We start from the raw sequence: 20,611 nt of genomic DNA on the forward strand, positions 1-20,611 counted from the left end.
ATGGCGATGCGCGTCGAGGCGGCGAGATCGAGTGGCCGATGTACCCACGTCGACGCGACGATCCCCGAGCCCTGGCCGACCACCGCCGCGCGCGGGAGGATGTCGAGGCCGGTCTGCTCGACCCCGGCTCGAGATGGACGCTCGGGGACTACCGCCAGGCCGCGTGAGCCAACGTGGCCGGCGTGAGTAGTCTGTGGCCATGACGGATGCCGCAGCTGCACCTCAACCGGAATCGCGAGCCGACCTGAGGGTCTCGATCCACGAAGACCCGCTTCTCCCCCTCCGCATGGTCCAGGACGACATCAGCGCTGCGGCGCAGCTCGTCGCCCTCAGCATGTGGCTCGGTCATTCGTTCATCGACGAGTTCGACGATCGTGACGACCTGCTCTCCAGCGAAGCGATCGACTTCTTGCAGGTGCGGCGCCTTCACTACGGCAGCCCCTTGATGATCGACTTCCAGATGGTTTCCTGGGCGGCCAGCTGGGCTATCTCGGCTACCCCGACCATCCTCGCCATCGCGAACGGCATCGGCCGCTTGCGACTGAATTTCGCGAATGCGAGCGAGTCGAACGCTCGCCGAGACCTCGCGTACGAAGAAGCCGCTTCAACGCGATCGGAACGACGCTCACGAGAGTTCCACGACCAACTCGACCAGATCGAACAGGTCATCGAAAGTCTTCGTCCCAGGTTGACCGACGAAGACGTGCGCCTCGCCGACCACTTCCTCAACCAGGCACGACTCAAGCCCGATCTGCTCCAGAAATCGGTGGAGGGAGTGTTCGCGCTGTCACAGAAGACCGTGAGGGTCGAGTCGCTTCCTGCCACAGTCGGCGGGGACGACAACGACGACATCGACACGGTCGAGGACTGAGGCTCTACTCCCCCACCTGATCCGATGCTTCATGCCCGGCGCCGGCCTCGGCCGAGTACCGCTGCCACGATCGGATGAGCTCGAGCGCCGGCTGCTCCCCCGCTGCCACGACGCGCGCGATCTCGTTCGCGTAGATGTTCCGCATATCCTCGGCCGCGCGCTTCAGCGGCCCGTCGTGTTCCCCCATGGTGGGTTGAGCGTAAGCGTGACCACCGTCAACTGATAGCCCCGCATCAGAGGCACTCCCCCGACCGCACGTCGGCCGGTACCACCCTCTCAGCGGCCGTGTACGCCGATCTGAGCCGCTTACCCCCAATTTTGAGCCCAGCACCCGTCACTCCCCCAGTTCGCCCGATACAGAAGAATTCGCGCTAACCAGAGCGTCCAGAAATGCCAGACAGCGCAATCGGGCAATGTTGGCACACCCAGAAACGCCAGCAATGCCAGACACGCCAGCGCTGCCAGAAATACCCGATAGCGCAAACCAGACTGTGCAGTACAGAACTGCCAGACATAGCAGAAAGCCCCGATAGCGCTGTCTGGATATAGCAGCATCTCCAGACTCAACAGATAGGGCAATCGGGCAGTTCCGGCAATGCCCGACTCGCCAGACGATCCAGAACGTCTGGACGCTCCAGATAGCTACACTCGTGCCCGACAGCTGCCGGCACCGAGGGCAGCGGATTCATCAGTGAGATCGGACTGAAATGGCGGAATTCGACTTCGACCGCAGCGACCTGCAGCAGGTCGTCGCGTTGATCAACGGCAAGGGCGGCGTCGGCAAGACGACGATCACCACCAACAGTGGGGGACTGCTCGCGGCAGATGGGTGGCGCGTTCTCGCCGTCGACCTCGACCCCCAGGGCAACGTCGGTCTCGACCTCGGCTACGCCGACACGGAGCAGGATGACGACGGGAAGGAACTCTCGAAGGCCCTGGTCTATGGCGACGCGCCCCGGCCGCTGAAGAACGTGCGCCCGGGCCTCGACGTGCTGCCCGGCGGCCACCACCTCGAGGGAGCGGCGGCCACGCTTGCCTCCAAGATCGGCAAGGGCGGTCGCGCGGCCGCCGAGGGCAAGATGGCGCTGGCGATCGCGCTCTCGCACATCTCAGCGGACTACGACATCATCCTGATCGACTGCCCGCCGAACATCGACGTCCTCCAAACCGTAGCGGTGGCCGCCGCCCGGTACGTGTTGATCCCGACCAAGACGGACGCTGCGAGCAAGAAGGGTCTCATCCTCACGGCGAACAGACTCGATCAGGTCCTCGATCTCAACCCCGAGCTCGACTTGCTCGGCATCGTGCTCTTCGGCACCTCCCAGAGCGCGAAGCGCGTGCGCAAGGAGTACGTCGACGAAGTGAACGAGGTCCTCGGCGTCACGAATGCCGACGGCATTGTGTTCCAGAGCTTCATCAGCCACTCGGAAGCGACTGCAAAGCAGACGCGCAACAAGGGCCTGCTGGCCCATGAGGTCGACGACGCGGTCCGCACCGCCCCGAAGTGGTACGAGTCGTTGAAGAGGGGCGAGAAGATCGCGAGCCCGGGACCCGTCTCGGCGCAGTCCGTGGCCGACAGCCTGCAAGCCGTCACGCAGGAGCTCGTCGCCCGCTTCACCGAGCGCGCGCAGGCAGCTGAGGGAGAACAGGAGACCGCCGATGTCTGAGACCAGCTCTGAACCCAGCTCGCGTCCCGTTGGGGGACCGCCGCCGCGTCGCGCGGCCAAGCCGGCGCCGGCGAGCTCGCTCATCAAGCGGAACCGGCCCCAGCCGTCGTTCGCCGCCGCCGAGGAGGTCGCGACCGAGGCACCTGTCACCGAGACCTCACCTGTGCCCTCTGCTGATGTCGAGTCCGGAACGGCGCTGCAGGACGCCCGCAACGTCGAGCCGGCGATCGCCCCTGTCGCGTTTCTGGATCACCCGGAAGCCGCTACGGCTGCGTCGACGGCTGCTCCCGACGCCGGGCCGACGGTGGAGCCGCCTACGGTGGCGCCGAGCGTCGCTCAGGCAGCGCCGGTCGTCGACCCTGCGCCGCCGGTGTCCGTCGCCCCGCGTGTCGAGGAAGGGGATCCGCTCGTCAACGCGACCTTCCGCGTCCGCCGCAGCTCGAAGAAGGCGTTCGACGCCGCCTTCCTGGCCGCCAAGTTGCACGAGGGGTGGCCGAGCGCCGAGGCGTTCTTCCAGGACCTCCTGGAGCGTGAGACGAGGCGGATCGAGCAGGCCTACAACGACGGGCAGCCGTTCCCGGTCCGTGAGAAGGCCCTGCCGCGCGGTCGGCCGATCGGCTCGTAACCCGGCAGTCCGGTTACAGGGCGGGGGAGTGGAGACGTGACACACCGCGCCATCTCACTCGCTCGCTCGACGTGCACGCCGAGAATGACAGGAATCCACCGGTCGTGAAGTACGCGGCCGCCGACCCCGACAGGACCCCGAAGCATGTCTGCTGAGAGCGAGTTCCAGGACGAGGTGTCCCGCGGCGACGAGCTCGAGCCGGCCGAGATCGAAGAAGAGCGCTGGTCGGGTCTGATCGTGCCGCGGGCGCGGCTGAAGATGCTCGACTTCGCCACGAAGGCGGAGCAGGGCGCCGAGGACCAGAACGTGGGCTTCTCGGCCCGTCTGTTCGCCCAGGTCTCGCTCCCGCAGCGCAACCCGGGGGAGATCCCGTACTACGAGCGCCGCAACGGCAACGTCACGCTCACGATGAGCCCCGCGCTCATCACCAAGCGCGACCGGACGAAGGTGCGGAAGTACCCCTACGGCATCTACCCGCGCCTGGCGCTCACCTACGTGGCCACGGAGGCGTTCCTGACCCAGAGCCCCGTCGTCGACCTCGGCCGCAGCATGCGCTCTTTCCTGTCGAAGCTGAACGTCGAGTACAGCGGCCGCAACGCGAACATCGTCAAGGACCAGCTCGCCGCGCTCTTTGGCGCCCAGCTGTCCGTCGAGGGCCTGGCCGTCAACGAGTCCGGGCACGGCACCGTGTCCGAGTACTTCCAGATCGCCAAGAGCGTGAGCCTCTGGTGGGCGAACCGGGAGGAGCTCGGCGATGAGGGGCTCTGGGCGTCCGAGGTGCACCTCTCGGAGGAGTTCTTCAACTCGATCAAGGCGTCGCCGGTCCCCGTCGACCTCAAGGCCATCCGCGCGCTCGGGGGCAGCAGCCTGCGGATCGACCTGTACATCTGGGCCACGTACCGGATGTACTACCTGACCAAGCCGACCCGCATCAAGTGGGCCGACCTCAGCAACCAGTTCGGCGCCCAATACGGCCGCCTGCGCGCGTTCAAGGCCGCCTTCATCAAGGAGCTGCAGGCGGTGCAGATCGTCTACCCGGCGCTGAACGCCGAGGTCACCCAGGACTACTTGATCCTGCGGCCGTCGCTGACCCACGTGCGCTCGAACAAGCCGTACAAGAGCCTCGACCCGAAGGAGCGCCAGGCCGAGTAGGGAGCGGGCCAGCACTTCGTCCCAGCTACGCCTCGCGCGCTCGAAGAACGGGTGTCTCACCACGCAGGTCGAGGACGTGCCGCTTCACGTCCTCGAGCATCATCTCCAGGTCCTTCTGCAGCTCGGCGGCCGTCTCGCCCTCCGCGGCCTCAGACGGGCTCGTGTAGCCCCAGACGCCGCCGTCGCGGCCTGGATGCACCTCCGCCACGCTCCAGCGCTCCACGCCGTCGACGAGCTCCACAGCGGCCGCGTAGTGCCAATGGCCGGCGGACTGTGACTCGGCGCTCATGCGGTTCGGGAAGACGGACGAGGCGCCACCCGTCGATCTTCGCTCCAAACGGCGCCGTCGCGCTCGTTGAAGGCGAGGATGACGCACGCCACGGGGCGCCCGAAGAGGTCCGCGTAGGGACGCCCGTATCGGCGAACGATCTCGGCGAGGTCCGCTTCGATGACGTCCTCGGCCAGTCTCTGGTGATACTTGAGGTCGACGATGAGGCGGTCGAGAGGCCTTTCGTCGAGGAAGGGGAGCCGCACCAGAAGGTCGGCTCGTGCAGCTACGCGTCGACCGCCGTCATTGACGTAGTGGACCATGTGGCGTTCGTCGATAAACCAGCCGGCAGCATCCATCGCCTCCGCGAGCATCGCCTCCCATCCGTGCCGTGTCGCACGCGACGCAATCGCCTTGGCAGCCGCCTGGGTGGCGCCAGGGAGCCTCTCGAGGACCCAGTCGCGCTGCCGTGAGCTGAAGGCCATGAAGTTGTCGTATGCGATAGAGAACTCGAACCCGCCGTGGTCGACCAGCATGCGCGCCTCGAACTCGAACTTCGACGGATTCTGGTGCGAGAGGTACTCGTGGAGCTTTCCGACGATGATCTCGGTCTTCTCGCGGTACTTCTTGCGTGAGGCCGGTCCGGTGAGGTCGTAGGGCTTGGCCGCGACGCGGGTTGCGCAAGCACCGGCGAGGGTGCCGAGCATCATCTCCGGTGTCGTCTCTTTGCCGTGGCCAACCATTCGTGTCGTCTGCCTTTCGTCGTCGGCTCGTGGCCGCAGAATAGCGTCCTCCACCGACGCCGCGTCGCGGGGTCATTTGGTGGCGCAGGTGAAGCACCGCGGATCGCGGGGTCATTTGGTGGCGCGCGTACAGGGGCACTCGCTGGCTCGCCGCTCCGGGGTCAATTGGTGGCGCACCTTACGCGGCTCGATCACCACAGGGTGCTCGCTGGGATCAATCGGTGGCGCATCTGGGGTCATTCGGTGGCGGAAGTCGTGGAGATGTCGCCGTTCGCGGGGTCATTCGGTGGCGCCCGAAACCGTGCATCCTGGGGTCATTCGGTGGCGCAGCGCCATGGGATCAATCGGTGGCGGGGGAGTGGGGTCAATCAGTGGCGGATTCTGGGGTCATTCGGTGGCGCAGACGGTCTCGACAGCGGAGATCTTCCGCCACAAGATGTCCCCGGATTCCGTGGGATCAATCGGTGGCGAGATGGGGTGCTTCGGTGGCGCACCTGGGATCAACGGGTGGCGGAGTTGGGGTCATCCGGTGGCGCATGCAGCCCCGCCAACAGCCCGCTATGCCAGTCGTGGAGCGGAAGTTGAGCCCTGTGGGGAGCCGCCCCCTGTAGTTCTACCTGTAGCTCTTCCTGTCCAAAACCGGATTCTTAACGCAACCACAGAGCGAATCGGCCCAGATCGTGCGCCAAGCCCCAGGTGAATTCCCGGTTGGAGATCGCTCTCGTGCCCATGAATTGGTGGCGCAAGAGGTGCGAAACAGACCTCGGGGAGGCGACCACATCCGGATTCGAGGGCAAGGAAGCGCGCAGCGGTTCCGCGGCGGCCGCAAGCGGAGCGCGCGAGTGGTTCCCGTCAGCGAGGCCACAGGGGCTGCTAGCAGTCCCTGCGCCTGGCGCTTTGATTGGCCTTATTCAGCCGCCTGGAGCCCAAGAAACTTGGTTACCCGTGGCCGAAAAGAACCAAAACTCCGTGTAAGTGCCGATCATCCACGCGGTAAATACTCCGTTCGTGTTGGTGTCCCCGTCGCTGTAGAAGGGGGGCGCAACGGAGTAGCGGCGGAACTGCACTAATTCCGGCCCATGCGTGGTGAAGTATCCGTAGTACACAAGCGCCCAAATCTGCAGATCCGATCCAGATAGCACCTTGGTCCATACACCGGGAGGGATAGCGACAGGGGGCGCTAGGTCGTCGGGGGCCACCTTTTCGTTATCGCCGCCCTTGCTCACGAAATCATCCCATGCGGCCTGCGATCGACTTCGTGCCTCCCCAGCGATGTAGAGCTTGGTCAATAGATCGCTTGCGTCCAAGATAGGAAAGAACTGCGCAGGCAGATTCCCGGGAGCCGAATCTGCTTGCCCGAGCGGTTCGAGAGCAGCCGACAACTCGGCATTGCCTTCGATCGGATATCGGATTGACTGGGACGCGACCTGTAGCGGCGTTACCAGGTTCGGTGCGATCTCGTTGAGAGTGTTGACCAGCTGTGGTGTGTCAAATATCTTAACGGAATCCGATTGGGTCATAGGAAATCTCCCCCTTCGCTTTGACTGGTTGCGCGGCCCCTACCAACCAGGTCGCGGATCTCGCTCGACACGATGCCAGCCGAGCGGCGCCTGATTATGCAACCGTGAGTCATGGGTTGGCAACCGGCTCTTAGTGGGCAGTTTCTTAGGCCAAAGAAGCCCGCAGCGGTTCCGCGCCGGTAGGAAGCGGAGCGTGCCAGTGATTCCTATCAGCGAGACGGCTACGGCATTACGAAGCCAAGTCCCGCTCGCACGGTGGCCAGGGCGAGTTCCTCCGTCATTGCCCAAGGTCGCTCACGCAGCAGCTGTTCCATTTCGGCCCGGTCGATGCCGTCGAGCCACTTGACGTACTCGTCGTACTCGCCGCGCCACAGCTCGTTGCCAGGGTCGTCGAGTGCGGTCATGAACTTCGTGACGATCGACTCCCATTCCGGCGACCCCCAGAGATGCCGGTGCATTCTGCCATCGAACGTCCACACGTATGAGGGGGCGTCGCAGCGCCGTCGTCCGCCGCCCAATCCGCCGCCGAGGCGGTCATATCCTGCGCATTCTCGATGACCTCGTGGGCCGCGTCGCCGGCCACGTCGCTCAGCGTGAGCTCGGGTGCCACCTTCGACTCGCCCGACATCAAGATCATGCCGAGCTCGTCCATCAGATCGAGCAACTGCTGCGACGTGACGGCGTCGAACGATTTGACGGAGTTGGACTCGACCCATTCGTCGAAGATCGTCTGGATCCGCTGCGTCAGATACGTGTTCATGCGGAACATCCGTCCGTCCGACGGGCCCGCCTCGGTCGCGTGGACATTTTCGATCGGCCCGTTCCGCCACATCTTGTGCAGAGCACCGGACACGAACAGGGGCCGGAGGCCGGCGATGTCATCGGGGGAGAGGTCGCCTAGCGCAGCTTGGCGGAGGAGCTTGGGGTCGATCGAGAGAGTCATGGCGTCATTCTGTCGCCCTCTTCCGCGGTATCAGCGTCGTACGATCGCGGACTCGCTATTCTCCCTCGTTCACGAGCGGATCTGACGCATCCTTGCGCTAAGATCGAACCCGTCCCTGGTTGCATGGCTTTGCGAACTTGGATCCTCCCGTCCCTGGGAGGACGAAAACCCCTCGGTTTGGTACCCGAGGGGTTTTCCTTTGCTCGGTCAGGAATGCCCGTGCAACCCCATCGCCTCTTCGAGGTACTCCGGCGCCGTCTTGCCGCCGATGGCCTCGGCCAGCAGCGACAGCTGGTGCACGCTGAACTGCGATTTGCCGGCCATGAGCCGTTGGAGCGTCGCGACCGTGATCCCCGTCCTGTGGTGGAGATACTCCTGGTTCAGCCGGCGCCCCTTGTACGCGCCGACGAGGACGCCGGCCAGCGCCCGGTCGAGTGGGGTGGAGGAGTCCCGGGGGTTGTCGACCTCAGCCACGGCTAGAGGGCGTCGGCGTCGTCGACGCTGTCCGCGTTGTCGATCTCCAGGCGGGTCTCGTCGACTCGACGCTGCAGCTCGACGATGCGCCCGTCGAGTCGGCGCTGCGCTTCCTCGCGGCTGATCGGATTGCCGCTGGAATCCACCTCGCTGAGGTTGCCGTCCTTGTCGAGCTTCTTCAGCTCGGCGAGCTCGGCCTCGTCGGTCCTCAGATTCTCGCGGGCGATGTCGGCGAACGACGTCGTTCCCGACGCCGAGGGGACACCTCGGGGGACACGGCCGTTGGGGTTGTGCTGCGGGGTCATTCCATTCTCCGTCCGTCACGCTGCTTCTCGATGGTACGTTGCGCCTTCGCGCGCTTCCGGATGCTCTCGCGCGCGACGAGCACCTTCTTCTGGGCCACGTCGACGTTGACCTCGGTCGTTTCGGGCTTGGTGACGCCGGCGACCCGGTCCGCGACCAGGTACGCCATCGCGAATTCCATGTTGTCCACGAGATTTCCGGTCTCACCGATCCGGTTCAGGCTCAGCTTCATCGCGTTGGCGAGCTGCGCCACGTTCTCCGCCACCTCGTCGAGACGGTCCTCGACGCCGGCGATCCGGGCGTCCGAGGTGCGGAAGGCGTCGGCGGCCGCCGACGTGTTCTCGTCCAGCTCGAGATCCACACCGATCGTCGCGACCAGGAACGCCGTCACGAGCGCCGGAGCCGAAATCTGCTCGGCGAACTCACCACCGAGCGACGGCGCCAGGAGAACCCGAAGCTTGTCGATCGCCGGTTGCGGGAACCGCTTGAGGACCAGAGAAGGCGTGCCCTCCCCGGCGGAAAAGCCGATGCGCGTGAACGAACGCGGCGACGTCCCCTCGGTCGTCGCGAGCACCATCTTCGCGTCGAGATGCTTGGCAGCCACCGTCACCGGCTCAGGAGCCACCTCCAGGGCCGGTTCCGGGTCCTGTGGGGGAGCATCCTCAGCGGGGGCCTCCTTGGCCTCTTCGACGGCTTCGGCGCGCTGCCGCGCGGCCCTGGCGGCCACCTGGGCCTCAGTGGAGTCGGTGTGCTCTCCGTCGTCGGGCTCGTCGCGCTGAGGCTCCGGCTCGGCCGCGGTCGAGGCGACGTCGTCGTTGTGCGCATCCGTGGAACCCTGCGAGCCATCGGCGGCACCGCCGTGCTGGCCAGGATCGCCTGGCTCTGTGCGAGCCGGCTCGGCCTTCGACTCCCTGCGCGGGGGGAGTGCGATCTCCAGGTCATCGGAGGTCGGGGCCCGATACGCGTCAAGCGCCTGGTCCATGAAGCTGCTCATCTGGGGATCCCTCGGTCTTCTGGAAGTTCGTGGTGGTGGCGATGCGGGAGTGGGGGAGTGGGGCTCAGTCGCCGGCCATCGCCGAGGCGGCTTCACCCACGGCGAGCTCACCGTCTTCGGCGTCCAGCAGATAGCTGTCGCCGCGCGTGAGGCCGATCAAGGAATCGAACCCGGTGGTGACCACTGTCTCCAGGTTCGCCGTGTTCGTCGACAACGCGCGGATCTCGTCGATGAGCTGGTTCAGCCGGGCCTGCTCCAGTGTCGGCAGGTCGTAGTCGCCGTTCTCGCGCGCGATCTTCTCCTCGACGGCGAGGACGAGGTAGTCGTTCTCGGTGATGCCGCGCTTCGCGCTCCAGTAGCGGGCACGCTCGACGGTGTCCGGGTGGAAGCGCAGAGTCTTGCGCACCCGATCCGACGTGTCGGTGACAGCTTCGCTCATTTGCATACTCCTGGAATCGTCATTTCTGCTCGTATTCGAGTGTAATCGTAGCATTCGACGGGTATCCGGCGTCAGGCTTCGCGGCGCGCCTGACCTGCTTCTTCCTTCCTCGGCCAGCTCCGCGGCCGGGGGAGCGTACTGCGTCACGGCAAAGCCGTGTACGGGGGCGGTGGTGAGGCTCGTGCACCGCTTCGGTGCGGCCTCGCCTTCTTCCACAACCGAGCATCCGCAGGAGCGACCATGTCTACACCTCAGGAACCTCAGCTGTTCTCCGGCAACCTGCGTGCCTTCCCGGGGATACCCACCTCCTGGTCGAGCGCCAAGCGGGCGATCGCCGAGTCGATTCTGTCCGACGTGCGTGCTGCCTTCCCGGAGATGCTTCGTGCCCCGGTGACGAGCGCTGACATCGAAGACTTCTGGGAGGACGCGTGCCGTGTCTCCGCCGCGTGGCGGGCCAGCGGCCAGAACCTCGTCGCCAAGGAGCCAGGCTCCTGGAACACGCGTTGGACGGACGCCGAGATGAAGCGCCGTCTCGGCCCGGTCTCCCGGACCGAAGAAGGTGGCCACCACGGTCCGGACCGGCTGATCCTCCACCCGCTGCTGCAGAAGCACGGCGGCCGCGCCATGACCCTCGGATCCATCGATCTCGATCCGAGCACGGATGTCACCGAGTGGCTGGCTGCGCGGCACCGCGACCACGGCGTCCAGCGGGGGATCGTGAAGGCGGTCGCTCGCAAGTTCGGCATCTGGTCGGTCGAGCTCGACAGCGACCCAGAGGTGATCGCCCGGCGACTGTTCCAGGCGATGGACTGGGCGTACATGAATCTCGAGGGCGGCTCCGACCTCGTGGTCGCGCAGGACGCGATCGACCTCCAGTTCGAGTACCGGCTCTTCGTCGTCGACGGCGAGCTCATCTCCGGAGCCGGTTGCGTCGAGGAGTTCACACCCCTGAACCAGATGCTGAGCGCAGGCCCGTTCGACACCCGAGTCCGCCGCATCCGCGGCCACCTGCACCAGGGTGCACCTTCCGCGGTCGAAGACCGCCCCGATGCCGTCGGGCGGCTTCTCGACTTCGGCGTCGAGCTGGCCCATCAGCACGGCGGCACCGTCGTGATCGACGTCGCGCTCGACGCGGCCGCGGGCCCAGAAGGAACCCCGGTCGTCGTGGAGCTGAACGACCTGCCGAACTCGGGGTTGTACGCCTCGGATCCGTGGGCCGTCGCGATGGCCCTCGTCGGCGCCCGCGACCGCGGCTACGCCATCTGACCCCATCTGCAGAGAGGAACCACCATGAGCAAGTCCGATCGCGATCGTCGTGGCCGCCCGCACTCGGGGAAGAAGTGCCCCGAGTCCCAGGTGGGCGGATGCCAGTACTGCAACACCGGCGACTGGAAGCCCTTCGCCCGGCGAACCCTCCGCCGCTCCAAGGCCCGCGACATCCGCGAGCACCAGGCCTGACCCCACCCCGACTCTGAACCAGAAGGAGGACCTCGTGTCCGAGAACACCATCACCCTCGACGCCAACGCCTCGGAAGGTGACCGGATCATCCAGGTCATCCACTCAGCGGCCGACCTCGCCTTCCAGGGTCGCGTCCGCAAGGCCATTAGTGACCTGAAGGCCCACCTCGGCGACTACGCCGACCAGAAGTTGACCGAGCGCCGCAAGCACTCTGGGATCGACGCGCGCCGCTGGATTGCGTTGCGACTGTCGACACGGAACGCCCACTCGGTCGCCGAGTTCCGACTCCTCGCACGAGTGCTCGGCGTCTCGCCTCGCTGGCTCGCCACCGGGCAGCAGGACGACTCGACTCGATCGATTCCACCTGCGGGGTGGTCGGTAATCGGGACCCACCTCGACACCACTGGCCCGCTCGAGTTCTCCACCGAGCTCGACGACGCCGGGATGCCCCTCTGGGAGCGTCCACTTCAGGAGGTGCTCGCGTGAAGCGAATCCTGATGACCGGAAGCCGCGACTGGACCGACGCGCAGGTCTCCGCGGACGCCCTGAACGCCACCCTGGCCCTCCTCGGTGTCTCCGCGGCCGAAGCGATCCTCGTCCACGGCGGGGCCGCCGGCGCTGATCAGCTTCTCGCCCAGACGGCTCAGCAGCACGGTATCGCGACAGAAGGGCACCCCGCCGAATGGGGTGTCCACACGTCGCGGTGTCCGGCCTGGCACCACGGACTCGACGTCTGCAAGCTGGCCGGTCATCGGCGCAACGACGCCATGATTGCCGCTGGTGCTGAGGCGTGTCTGGCGTTCCCGACTCACGGCTACCACCTCGCAGAGGGGGAAGACCGCGCACGTACCTCGCGCGGCACATGGGACTGCGCCGAGAAGGCGATGAAGGCGGGTATCCCGACCCTCGTCGTCTGGGGGAAGGATCTGTACCCGTTCGGCGACCTTGGCGCCGAGGTCCTTCGTCGTCGGGCTGTGGAGAGGGACCTCACGCTGGGTGGAGCGGGTCAGCTGCCGATCCTGGAGACGTGGCTGCCGTTCTGAGTCTGCAACAACATCGCCCCCCGGTCGCCGAGACCGGGGGGCGATGAGGTTCTAGCGTCCTGCTTCCCTACGGACTAGCAGAAACAACCCGTAGAGAGCCAAGATGAGGCCCAACCCGCCGAAGACACCGCTCACGATTCGAGTCGTCAGTACGTCTCGGTAGTGATAGAAGAACGAGCTCACTCCGGCTGCGACGCAACACAGCACGACAATCGCGCCCCAGCCGAAGAGGGTCCAACCAAATGTGCTGTCTCGCTGGATGTATCGCTGAATGGATCGGGATCGCATCTCGACAAGCGCGTTTCGTTCTTCGCCCTCATCGAGCTTCGCGATGATGTTGGACAGCCGATCGATCCGATTCAGTCCGCCAGTAGAAATGGCGGCAACGTAGAGAGCGATCGTGGCCGCAATGGCGGCTCCCATGACGGCGGCGATTCCTGCGTCCATTGGCGACTCCTGCGTTTGGACCTTGAGAATAGCGCAGCGCCTACATGCAGGTCGTGACGTCGACCTGGACGGCCTTGGCGAAGGACGATGCCAGGACCTGTGCCTTGTCGAGCGACGAGACGCTCTTCGGGTCCTTCGTCATCGCGAGGTAGCGCTGGTAGACCGGCTGATTCGGACTCTTCACCGCCGCCAGCTGCTCCATCGCCGCCAGCTGCTGCGGGGTCACGTTCGTCGACGACGCGTTGCCGTTGCCGACAGCGGTGTACCCCTTGATCGCCGTGCACAGCTCCGCGCTGACGATGTGACCCGGGATCGCGCCGCCCCCCGCCGCCGTTGCGGCCGCCGCCTGGGCTGCCTCGGCGGAGCTGACCGGCCTCGGTGTGACCAGAGGTTCTGGCGCGTGCGGATGCGGGGTGATCCCTGCGACACTTCCCGCCAGCGACGGGCCACCGATCAGGGTGATGCTGACCATCGCGAGCAGGATCGCCAGGCCCACGCTGCCGACGAGGATCGCGGCGATCGCGAGTCGGCCACCACGCTCACCGGTTCGCCGGATGCGTCGGAGGGCGATGATGCCGAGGACGAGGCCGACGACGGAGACCACGAAAGAGGACACCAGGGCGATGATCGCGAGGGGGCTCACTGCGGCGGCCGGCGCCGTGTCGACCTGCGGCTTGAGGGCTGGTGCTGCATCACCAGCTCGTTCAGCTACGACGGTCGCTTCGCGCGGCGGGAGACCTCCGAAGAAGAGGGGTCGATCCGTGTCGCTCATCCGTGCCGCCTTTCGCTGTGTCGTTGCGCTCGAAAAGCATACCGGGAAATGGTCATTTCTGCTCGTTTTCGAGTAGATTACGTGGCGCCCAGAGGCCGCCCGGGAGTGCATCAGACCAGCTTGCTCAGACCCACGAAGGACGTGATTCCATGACGGATTCAGACGCACCCGCTCCGCTCACGCTCACCGTGCTCCCTGGCCCTGACCGCACGATGCCGCAGCAGCTGATCGACCTCGCCGTGCTCGCGATCCGCCGCGGCGCCGACCGGGTCTCACTGCTGCAGGAGGGCATGACCTTCGACGGCTTCCACTCGCCGATCGGCTGGCTGCTTCGAGCCCGCAAAGCCGCTGACCCGTACAAGCCGGGGGATGCCGACACGCTTTTCGTCGGCCACCAGGTCCGCTGCGCCCTGGACGACGTCGTCGCACCGGCCTGGCTCACCGCCATCACCGAGGACAGCCCCGTGATCGAGGAGCTCGTCGAGCTGTTCGAACTCGGCGCCGCCAACGGCTGGGAGATGACCTACGAGCGCAAGGTGCTCGACCACGCGATTTTCACGCGGGTGTCGAAGCAGTACGACATCCCGATCCACGGCCTTCGCCACTCGCTGGAGGCGAGCGCCTGCAACTGGGGCTTCGACGCAGCGGCCGCCACGCGTGGCAACCGGGTCTCCACGAACCTCGCGCTCTCGATCTGCGAAGGCGAGCCGCGCGACGTTGTGGCGTTCTCGGACGACGGCGGGGAACACCGTCAAGTCGACCAGGCGCACATCGACGCGTTGATCCGACAGCAGGCGCCGAATTCCGTCCCGGTCGCGTACTTCGACGAGGACCTCGACGACTGGGTCCGGTAGCCGGCCAACCATCCGCTCCACCCGTATTGGGGGCGCCCATCACTCACCGATCCCGGTGGGCCACTGCGCGCCCTCGATACCGTGGACTCACATCCATCAGGGGGAACTCCACCATGAAGCGACGCACCATCGCCGTCATCGTCATCGCCTCCGTCGTCGGACTCGCCGCCATCGGCACCGGCGTCTGGGGCGTGAAGACACTCGTCGACAACTCGTTCAAGATCCAGGCCGCTCCTGCGGCGGCCGCCGTCGTGAAGACGGCCACGCCGACCCCAACCCCGACTGTCGTTCCAGTCGGCGGGATCCTCGACGAGGAGACCGCACTGGGGCTGCGTCAGGACATGCCCGCCAACGGCGACTACGCCTACAAGTTGCCCGACGGGCGCTGGATCAAGACGAACCGGCTCCAGCCGCTCCCGGACGCGGTCGTCGCGGCCGAGGAAGCGAAGGTCAACGCGGCACCCCACGCTCAAGCCGGCGTGGTCGCAAACGAATTCAGCGCCGCTGTGCGGGCGGCATACAGCCTCGCGGACGCGTCTCAGTTCGCCACTGGGAAAACGACTGTGGTTGTGACTCAGATTCCATTCGTCGCGGACGGCGGAAGCACGAGCGTGATCCGATGGGGCGTGGTCGGACACCAGGCACCGCCCAGCATTGCCGGAAGCAAAGGCGGTTGGGATTCTGCCGCAGAAGCCACCGCAGCTGCGCAGGCGGCAATCTCCGCGCTTCCCGACGCCGCCAGCTACGCGATCATCGTCGGTCAGCACTGACCCAACGCTCCACCTCTCGAAGCGCCCTGGCCACGGCCGGGGCGCTTCTGCGTTCACGCCCACCCTGCAGCAACGAAGGAGACCGTCATGCGTACCGCCACCTACTACCCGCTGACGCTCACCGAGCAGCCGGTCACCTCGCCCGATCGCCGAGGAAAGCCGGCGACGACGTTCATCACCGTGCGGGTCACCATGCCCCACGTGCAGAAGTACGGCAAGAACCCGACGATGCTGCTCGCTTACGCGTGCTCCTTCGCCGTCAAGGTCGGCGATCCCGTGCTCTGCCCACCTACGCGCCTGAACCCGAAGTGGACCCGGGGCATCGTCACCCAGCTCACGGCGGGCAGTTACCGCGGCCCGGTCAAGTACGTCGCCGCTCTCGGCAAGAAGAAGGGCTGATCCATGGACACCAACCCAGCGATGATCGCCGCCATGCGGCCCGTCGCCAGCGTCGTCGACGTCGCCGAACACATCCTCGAGCTCGGCGGCGAGATGGAAGCGAGCAAGCTGCACTCGCTCGTCTACCTGAGCCAGTCGTGGCACCTCGCCTGGAGCGGCCGCGTGCTCTTCGACGAGCAGATCGAGGCGCGTGCCGAGGGCCCCATCGTCCCGGAGCTCGACGAGCTGCTTGCGGGGGAGACCACCGTCGCGCCGGGCTTCCTCCGCAACAAGCTGCGCGAGCTCGCCGCCCACGATGACACGTTCCTCGCGGACTACTTCCACATCGACATCGCCCACGCCGCCGCCACGGCCGCGCACTGATCCAGCGAAGGACCCGACATGCTCACGCCAATCCCGATTGACCTGGAGACCACCCACTTGGAGGCCGACCAGGGCGTCATTCTCGAGTTCGCGATGGTCCTGGTCGACCGCGACCTCAATTTCGTCGAGGACTTCGGCTCCCGCGTGGTGCACGCTACCGAAGAGCAACTCGACGTGATGAACCCCTTCGTGCGGCAGATGCACACGGAGACCGGTCTGCTCGACGAGGTCCGCGCGTCCACGCTCAGCATCGACTCCGTCGACGAGGAGGCGGCCGGGTGGCTGCTCGGTCATGGCTTCGACGCTGAGCGATCCGGGATCATCCTCGGCTCCAGCTGCCGCCTCGACCTCAACTTCATCGAGCGGCACATGCCGAAGCTCGCCGGCCTGCTGACGTACAAGATGATCGACGTCTCCGGGATCGAAGAAGCGCTGCGGATGTGGCAGCCGGAGATGGTTCCGCCCGAGCCCTACGAGATCGCGATGAAGGAAGGGTGGACGGCCCACCGCGCCGCAAACGACATCCGGTGGAGCCTGGAGAAGGCCCGCGGTCAGCGTTCCGCCATCAAGGCCGCCTTCGGTCTCGACGCAGAGACGACTGGAGCCTGCCGATGACGACCCAGAATAGCGAACAGAGCTGGCGGGAGCGCGAAGCCGAACGCGAAGCGGCACGCGCGGCCACCGCGGGGTGGCGCGACTTGATCGGCGAGGCGAGACACCGGGCCGTAGTGCAGGAACTGGCCGCGGCGCTGGGCCTGCACATCGAGCGCAACGAAGTCCCGCAGAACGTGCTCGATCTGCTCGAGGAGTACCACGAGCAGGTTCGGAACGACGCCCTGAACTCCGCCGCCTGGGGCAGCTTCGACGGGTACCCGCTGTGAACGGCCTGTCCGCGATGAGCATCCCCGCCGAGCTCTGTGGCATCGGAGGCTGCGCGTTCCTACCCGGTCACGAAGACCGTGGCGAGCCCCGCCACACCTGGCAAGACCGACCCGTAGAGTCCAAGGAGGACCCCACATGCTGAAGACCAAGACTCTCGCCGCCGTCGCGGCCGCACTCATCCTCGCCTCCACGATCACCGCCTGCAGCGTCGTCAGGCACGCCGCCGAAGACGCCGCCTCCCAGGCTCGCCAGGCTGCGCAGAGCGCGTCCTCCGCCGCACCCGCTGGCCCCGCGCCAGCCGCTGCGGCCGGTAGCGTCGTCGTCGCCAACGGCCACGGCTGGACGGCATCCGGCCTCGACGGCACCATCCCGGCGTCCGGCGCTTGCCACGTCGGGGGGAGTGCTACTGGCGGCGAGCTGCCCGATGCGACCTGCACGCCTGGCTCGGTGGACGCCACCGTCACCCAGTCGAACATCTCCACGACCCTCGGGCGCTCGGGCGGCTACACCTCCTCGGTGCGCCCGCCGGAGGCGATGACCGAGTCGGCCAAGCGACAGCTGATGGCGGCCTACGGCATCCCGTGGTCCGAGGCGCGCGGCTACGAGCTCGACCACCTGGTCCCGCTCTGCGCCGGCGGCAGCTCCGACGTGCGGAACCTCTGGCCGGAGAAGAACGACTTCCTCGCCGGCGACGGCGGCCCGAGCTCGTACGTGCACAACTCGAAGGACCGGGTTGAAGCGTACGTCTGCTCCGCGATCCGTTCCGGTCAGGCGCCGCTGGGCCCCGCGCAACAGGCGATGGCGTCCAACTGGACGTCGGCCGTCGCGACGCTCAAGTTGCCGCCGATCCCGAGCGGCTACCAAGGCTGATCCGCCCCACCAACGACAGAACCCCCGCGAGCTCTTCGGAGCCGCGGGGGTTCTTCTTTTTCGTCTCGCCCTCCGGCTCGATCAGTTCGAGGAGACCTGCCCGCTCGATGTCAGCCGGAGCGGGCCCGCGCTGCTGCCTTGGGGGAGACAGCCGCACGGCATCGAGATGCACGGGTTCTGCTTGATCGTGACGGTCCGGGATGCGCTACCCAGAACCTCGGTCCCGCGGTACAGGGTGACCTTCACGGTCGCATCTCCGGCCCGTGCCGCGCCCTGGCCGACGGTGACCAGCCCCTTGCCTGTTGTGGCCTTGGCGCTGTCCATCGTGTTGCAGGAGGCGTTCAGGCAGACCTGGACGGCGGTGTCGGGGTTCGAAGCGAACCATGACGAGGCGTCGAGGGTGAGAGTTGGTGGGTAGGGGGCCGAGTCCGTGGCGCATCCGTTGCTACATCCTGTCGCCAGTGTGAGAACCCCGGCGGCTGCAATCGCAGCGAAGATGATGCGCCTCATGCGTTCAGCGTGGCTGCGCCGGATGGTGGCCGTCAAGTGATCGCTTCCCGATTTCCCCGTGGCGCCGCGGAGTTCCCGCGACGCCACGGAGGTCCTTTAGAACGCCGCCACCCAGGAGGTGGTGAACGAGTCATTCGTTGCTGTGAGGGGGCCGGTGTCGGTCAGGAAGTCGTTCGTGCCCGCATCCTGGATGTCGTACGTCGTGGCCGTCGCAGCGTTGTACTCGAGCTGGCCGTTCGGGGACAGCTGGAAGTCGGCGTTCGTGAACGTCACGTTGCCGAAGTCCGCCAGAGGGTGGAAGCCGTCCTCGTAGGTAGGACGCTCGACCACCCACTCAGCCGTCGTGGCCGGAGCCGGTGACGCCTGCGATCCGCTGAGGCACGTCGACTGCGTGTAGTCGCAGAGCGTGAAGTTTGCCGTGCCATCGCTGGTCCAGTTGACCGCCGTCGCCACATCATCGCCCGGATTCGGGGTCATGTTCGTGACGAGCTGCAGATCCTCCTGCGGGAAGAGCTCGTACCAGAAGTAGTGGTTCTCCAAGTACGTCGGCGAGCTGGCCTGATCGAGCTGGTAGGTGCCGTCCTGGATCAGCTGCGGCGGGTTCGCCTGACAGTTCGCGGCCGTGTCGTAGCAGAAGCCGCCGAGGCCCGGCCAGATCACGCTCGCCGAGGAGTTGTACCCGTCTGGAAGCGCGGTAGCTGGCTCGGTCCACTCACCCTGCACGTAGTTGGGGGTCAGGGAGCCGCCGCCCTGCCAATTCGAGGTGTCGACCACCTGTCCCGCCCAGTTCGGCGTGCCGTAGCCGCCCGCCGAGGGTGGCTTCAGCGGCTGCGTGTGACCCTTGACCGTCTTGCAGGTGATGTGCGACAGCCAGCGGACGTTCTTGGCCGCAGCCTTCTTCAGGATCGGGGTGTTGAACTTCGATCCCGCTGTGCTGGAGTACAGCTGCCCGCCGACGCTGGCGGGCGTGTGGAGGGTGAGGTTCTCGCCGCAGCCGCTCTGTGAGTGGTCCAGAGCGGTGGGAGATGGTGCCGCGGAGGCGGCCGTCGGCATCACGACACCGGCGATGAGTGCGCCGGCGGCGATGGCCGCGGTCATGGCGAATCGGGCCGCAACGCGTCCCGATCGATGGTTCGGTGTGTTCACGTACTACTCCCTTGTCCTCGTTTTTAGGCAGGGTCGATCGTCGAACGTGGGGGTGTGGCCAGCCGCAGATTCTCCAGTTGGACGCCTTCCCGAGTGGCGTCGATCCATTGCTTGCATCGAGAAACATAGGCCTCCCAGACTCGGGATTCTGCCCCCATACCGAGTCGCACTCGAATGAGTGTCCTCCTCTTCGAGGACACCTGTCGAGAATGCTCGGGAACGAGCAGGTATTCACGTTTCCGTCGCATGGCGACGAGTAGACTCAACCGACCCTGATCGAAAGAGCCCGCATGCGTACCCAACTAGCTGCTGCAGCCGCAGTATCCGCCCTCCTCGTGCTCACCGCGTGCAGCAGCACCCCTGCGGCCTCGTCGACGCACAAGGCCGCGGCGAAGCAGGTGATCTCCAGCCCGGCGCCGCTGGCGACCACCGACCCCACCCACACGATTGACGCGGCAGCCGACGCGAAGGCGGCCGCCATCCTCCAGGCGGAGGACGATAAGCTGCGTGCCGGGTTCACCCAGGCGCAGCAGCTCGATGACGCTGGACAGCAGCAGTGGTGGGCGTCCTTCGGTGATGCCGTGAAGCTCGAGAACGAGGTCCAGGGTGTCTTCAAGCAGGCCGACGCGAACTTCACCGCCGACTCCGAGCCGCCGTCCATCGGCGACTGGCGGAACACCAGCATCGAAGGCGACCTCCAGACCTGGGTGCTCCAGCCCAAGGATGCCGAGGCCAGCTACTCCGGCGCTGTCACGGCAGACCTCGCGACGATGGACGCGAAAGTCGCAGCTGTGAAGGCCGGCCAGTAGCGAAGCAACCGCACAACGACAGAACCCCCGCGAGCTCTTCGGAGCCGCGGGGGTTCTTCTTTCGCTGACGAGTCGGTCAGGGCAGCGCCTGTGCATCGATGATGCGCTCAGCGGCCTCTCGGAGGAGGTTCACCGTCTGCTCGCTGGGCGCAGCAGGAGCGGACCCGTGCTCGAAGCTGGCCGCGAGAACGCGAAGCGCAGTGGCCACGACGACGGGTGTCGCGTTCGCGTACGTCAGCACGCCGTTGCGCGTCGAGGGGGGCGTGTGCGTCTCGGTGTGGATCATCC

Annotated in this window: 31 protein-coding genes; 16 read left to right on the top strand and 15 right to left on the bottom strand. The window is 66.3% G+C overall.

Features of this window, described 5'->3' with window-relative positions; all coding sequences use genetic code 11:
- The first annotated feature begins 199 nt into the window (after positions 1 to 199).
- A complete protein-coding gene (locus ACFVU2_RS18830; protein ID WP_387877602.1) occupies positions 200 to 871 on the top strand; it encodes a hypothetical protein in 672 nt (223 codons plus the stop codon).
- A 4-nt stretch (positions 872 to 875) separates the two neighbouring features.
- On the opposite strand, the gene ACFVU2_RS18835 is transcribed toward ACFVU2_RS18830, so the two are convergent.
- Positions 876 to 1,058 carry a hypothetical protein gene (locus tag ACFVU2_RS18835; protein ID WP_387877604.1) on the bottom strand — a complete coding sequence of 61 codons (183 nt, stop codon included), beginning with the start codon at positions 1,056 to 1,058 and terminating at the stop codon, positions 876 to 878.
- 520 nt (positions 1,059 to 1,578) lie between these two features.
- Here ACFVU2_RS18835 and ACFVU2_RS18840 point away from each other — a divergent pair.
- The 3 genes from ACFVU2_RS18840 (at position 1,579) to ACFVU2_RS18850 (ending at position 4,315) form a co-directional block, all read left to right on the top strand.
- Positions 1,579 to 2,538, top strand: coding sequence for a ParA family protein (locus ACFVU2_RS18840; RefSeq protein ID WP_387877607.1), 960 nt, complete (start codon positions 1,579 to 1,581; stop codon positions 2,536 to 2,538).
- Positions 2,531 to 3,163, top strand: coding sequence for a hypothetical protein (locus tag ACFVU2_RS18845; RefSeq protein ID WP_387877610.1), 633 nt, complete (start codon positions 2,531 to 2,533; stop codon positions 3,161 to 3,163). Before ACFVU2_RS18840 ends, ACFVU2_RS18845 begins: the two co-directional genes overlap by 8 nt.
- A 144-nt stretch (positions 3,164 to 3,307) precedes the next feature.
- Positions 3,308 to 4,315 carry a replication protein RepA gene (locus ACFVU2_RS18850; protein ID WP_387877612.1) on the top strand — a complete coding sequence of 336 codons (1,008 nt, stop codon included), beginning with the start codon at positions 3,308 to 3,310 and terminating at the stop codon, positions 4,313 to 4,315.
- Positions 4,316 to 4,340: 25 nt separating this feature from the next.
- Here the strand turns inward: ACFVU2_RS18850 and ACFVU2_RS18855 are convergent, their stop codons facing one another.
- The 9 genes from ACFVU2_RS18855 to ACFVU2_RS18895 all read right to left on the bottom strand — a co-directional run bounded on the left by ACFVU2_RS18855 (position 4,341) and on the right by ACFVU2_RS18895 (position 9,999).
- A complete protein-coding gene (locus ACFVU2_RS18855) occupies positions 4,341 to 4,604 on the bottom strand; it encodes a hypothetical protein (protein WP_387877615.1) in 264 nt (87 codons plus the stop codon).
- Positions 4,601 to 5,380, bottom strand: coding sequence for a hypothetical protein (locus tag ACFVU2_RS18860; protein ID WP_387877618.1), 780 nt, complete (start codon positions 5,378 to 5,380; stop codon positions 4,601 to 4,603). Before ACFVU2_RS18860 ends, ACFVU2_RS18855 begins: the two co-directional genes overlap by 4 nt.
- A gap of 857 nt (positions 5,381 to 6,237) precedes the next feature.
- Complete coding sequence (locus ACFVU2_RS18865) at positions 6,238 to 6,846, bottom strand: hypothetical protein (protein ID WP_387877620.1); 609 nt, start codon at positions 6,844 to 6,846, stop codon at positions 6,238 to 6,240.
- A gap of 221 nt (positions 6,847 to 7,067) precedes the next feature.
- Positions 7,068 to 7,250 carry a hypothetical protein gene (locus tag ACFVU2_RS18870; RefSeq protein ID WP_387877623.1) on the bottom strand — a complete coding sequence of 61 codons (183 nt, stop codon included), beginning with the start codon at positions 7,248 to 7,250 and terminating at the stop codon, positions 7,068 to 7,070.
- Complete coding sequence (locus tag ACFVU2_RS18875; protein ID WP_387877626.1) at positions 7,247 to 7,789, bottom strand: hypothetical protein; 543 nt, start codon at positions 7,787 to 7,789, stop codon at positions 7,247 to 7,249. Before ACFVU2_RS18875 ends, ACFVU2_RS18870 begins: the two co-directional genes overlap by 4 nt.
- Before the next feature lie 207 nt (positions 7,790 to 7,996).
- A complete protein-coding gene (locus ACFVU2_RS18880) occupies positions 7,997 to 8,263 on the bottom strand; it encodes a helix-turn-helix domain-containing protein (RefSeq protein WP_387877629.1) in 267 nt (88 codons plus the stop codon).
- A 2-nt stretch (positions 8,264 to 8,265) separates the two neighbouring features.
- Positions 8,266 to 8,568 carry a hypothetical protein gene (locus ACFVU2_RS18885; protein ID WP_387877632.1) on the bottom strand — a complete coding sequence of 101 codons (303 nt, stop codon included), beginning with the start codon at positions 8,566 to 8,568 and terminating at the stop codon, positions 8,266 to 8,268.
- On the bottom strand, positions 8,565 to 9,560 hold the full coding sequence (locus ACFVU2_RS18890) for a hypothetical protein (protein ID WP_387877634.1): 996 nt from the start codon (positions 9,558 to 9,560) through the stop codon (positions 8,565 to 8,567). Before ACFVU2_RS18890 ends, ACFVU2_RS18885 begins: the two co-directional genes overlap by 4 nt.
- Positions 9,561 to 9,624: 64 nt before the next feature.
- Positions 9,625 to 9,999 (bottom strand): hypothetical protein, encoded by a 375-nt coding sequence (locus ACFVU2_RS18895; protein ID WP_387877636.1) that lies wholly within the window; start codon positions 9,997 to 9,999, stop codon positions 9,625 to 9,627.
- A 240-nt stretch (positions 10,000 to 10,239) separates the two neighbouring features.
- On the opposite strand from ACFVU2_RS18895, the gene ACFVU2_RS18900 reads away from it, so the two are divergent.
- From ACFVU2_RS18900 to ACFVU2_RS18915, 4 genes are read left to right on the top strand one after another with little or no spacing between them, the layout of a single operon-like run.
- Positions 10,240 to 11,265, top strand: a complete 1,026-nt coding sequence (locus tag ACFVU2_RS18900) for an ATP-grasp domain-containing protein (RefSeq protein ID WP_387877639.1) — start codon at positions 10,240 to 10,242, stop codon at positions 11,263 to 11,265.
- A gap of 24 nt (positions 11,266 to 11,289) precedes the next feature.
- Positions 11,290 to 11,457: a hypothetical protein gene (locus ACFVU2_RS18905; protein WP_387877641.1), complete on the top strand. Its 168-nt coding sequence runs from the start codon at positions 11,290 to 11,292 to the stop codon at positions 11,455 to 11,457.
- A 34-nt stretch (positions 11,458 to 11,491) separates the two neighbouring features.
- Complete coding sequence (locus ACFVU2_RS18910; protein WP_387877643.1) at positions 11,492 to 11,944, top strand: hypothetical protein; 453 nt, start codon at positions 11,492 to 11,494, stop codon at positions 11,942 to 11,944.
- Positions 11,941 to 12,501 carry an SLOG family protein gene (locus ACFVU2_RS18915; protein WP_387877645.1) on the top strand — a complete coding sequence of 187 codons (561 nt, stop codon included), beginning with the start codon at positions 11,941 to 11,943 and terminating at the stop codon, positions 12,499 to 12,501. The genes ACFVU2_RS18910 and ACFVU2_RS18915 overlap by 4 nt, the downstream gene beginning before the upstream one ends.
- 51 nt (positions 12,502 to 12,552) lie before the next feature.
- Here the strand turns inward: ACFVU2_RS18915 and ACFVU2_RS18920 are convergent, their stop codons facing one another.
- Positions 12,553 to 12,948 (bottom strand): hypothetical protein, encoded by a 396-nt coding sequence (locus tag ACFVU2_RS18920; protein ID WP_387877646.1) that lies wholly within the window; start codon positions 12,946 to 12,948, stop codon positions 12,553 to 12,555.
- A 40-nt stretch (positions 12,949 to 12,988) separates the two neighbouring features.
- Positions 12,989 to 13,720: a DUF4190 domain-containing protein gene (locus ACFVU2_RS18925; protein WP_387877648.1), complete on the bottom strand. Its 732-nt coding sequence runs from the start codon at positions 13,718 to 13,720 to the stop codon at positions 12,989 to 12,991.
- Between the two features lie 149 nt (positions 13,721 to 13,869).
- Here ACFVU2_RS18925 and ACFVU2_RS18930 point away from each other — a divergent pair, with 149 nt between their 5' ends.
- The 7 genes from ACFVU2_RS18930 (at position 13,870) to ACFVU2_RS18960 (ending at position 17,858) form a co-directional block, all read left to right on the top strand.
- Positions 13,870 to 14,574: a hypothetical protein gene (locus ACFVU2_RS18930; protein ID WP_387877651.1), complete on the top strand. Its 705-nt coding sequence runs from the start codon at positions 13,870 to 13,872 to the stop codon at positions 14,572 to 14,574.
- A 113-nt stretch (positions 14,575 to 14,687) separates the two neighbouring features.
- Positions 14,688 to 15,344 carry a hypothetical protein gene (locus tag ACFVU2_RS18935; protein ID WP_387877652.1) on the top strand — a complete coding sequence of 219 codons (657 nt, stop codon included), beginning with the start codon at positions 14,688 to 14,690 and terminating at the stop codon, positions 15,342 to 15,344.
- A gap of 87 nt (positions 15,345 to 15,431) precedes the next feature.
- Positions 15,432 to 15,743 (top strand): hypothetical protein, encoded by a 312-nt coding sequence (locus ACFVU2_RS18940; protein ID WP_387877655.1) that lies wholly within the window; start codon positions 15,432 to 15,434, stop codon positions 15,741 to 15,743.
- Between the two features lie 3 nt (positions 15,744 to 15,746).
- The gene (locus tag ACFVU2_RS18945) at positions 15,747 to 16,106 is read left to right on the top strand and encodes a Panacea domain-containing protein (protein WP_387877656.1); all 360 of its coding nucleotides are present in this window, start codon (positions 15,747 to 15,749) and stop codon (positions 16,104 to 16,106) included.
- Between the two features lie 18 nt (positions 16,107 to 16,124).
- Positions 16,125 to 16,721, top strand: a complete 597-nt coding sequence (orn, locus tag ACFVU2_RS18950) for an oligoribonuclease (protein WP_387877658.1) — start codon at positions 16,125 to 16,127, stop codon at positions 16,719 to 16,721.
- Positions 16,718 to 16,987, top strand: a complete 270-nt coding sequence (locus tag ACFVU2_RS18955; protein ID WP_387877661.1) for a hypothetical protein — start codon at positions 16,718 to 16,720, stop codon at positions 16,985 to 16,987. Before orn ends, ACFVU2_RS18955 begins: the two co-directional genes overlap by 4 nt.
- A gap of 136 nt (positions 16,988 to 17,123) precedes the next feature.
- On the top strand, positions 17,124 to 17,858 hold the full coding sequence (locus tag ACFVU2_RS18960) for a hypothetical protein (protein ID WP_387877664.1): 735 nt from the start codon (positions 17,124 to 17,126) through the stop codon (positions 17,856 to 17,858).
- Positions 17,859 to 17,939: 81 nt separating this feature from the next.
- Here the strand turns inward: ACFVU2_RS18960 and ACFVU2_RS18965 are convergent, their stop codons facing one another.
- Positions 17,940 to 18,368 carry a hypothetical protein gene (locus tag ACFVU2_RS18965; RefSeq protein WP_387877667.1) on the bottom strand — a complete coding sequence of 143 codons (429 nt, stop codon included), beginning with the start codon at positions 18,366 to 18,368 and terminating at the stop codon, positions 17,940 to 17,942.
- Positions 18,369 to 18,464: 96 nt separating this feature from the next.
- Positions 18,465 to 19,466: a G1 family glutamic endopeptidase gene (locus ACFVU2_RS18970; RefSeq protein ID WP_387877670.1), complete on the bottom strand. Its 1,002-nt coding sequence runs from the start codon at positions 19,464 to 19,466 to the stop codon at positions 18,465 to 18,467.
- 338 nt (positions 19,467 to 19,804) lie between these two features.
- Here ACFVU2_RS18970 and ACFVU2_RS18975 point away from each other — a divergent pair, with 338 nt between their 5' ends.
- A complete protein-coding gene (locus tag ACFVU2_RS18975; protein WP_387877672.1) occupies positions 19,805 to 20,323 on the top strand; it encodes a hypothetical protein in 519 nt (172 codons plus the stop codon).
- A 76-nt stretch (positions 20,324 to 20,399) separates the two neighbouring features.
- Here the strand turns inward: ACFVU2_RS18975 and ACFVU2_RS18980 are convergent, their stop codons facing one another.
- Positions 20,400 to 20,609, bottom strand: a complete 210-nt coding sequence (locus ACFVU2_RS18980; RefSeq protein ID WP_387877674.1) for a hypothetical protein — start codon at positions 20,607 to 20,609, stop codon at positions 20,400 to 20,402.
- Positions 20,610 to 20,611: the final 2 nt, after the last annotated feature.

It is taken from the genome of Leifsonia sp. NPDC058194 (genome assembly GCF_042883605.1).
Taxonomy (GTDB): Bacteria; Actinomycetota; Actinomycetes; order Actinomycetales; family Microbacteriaceae; genus Leifsonia.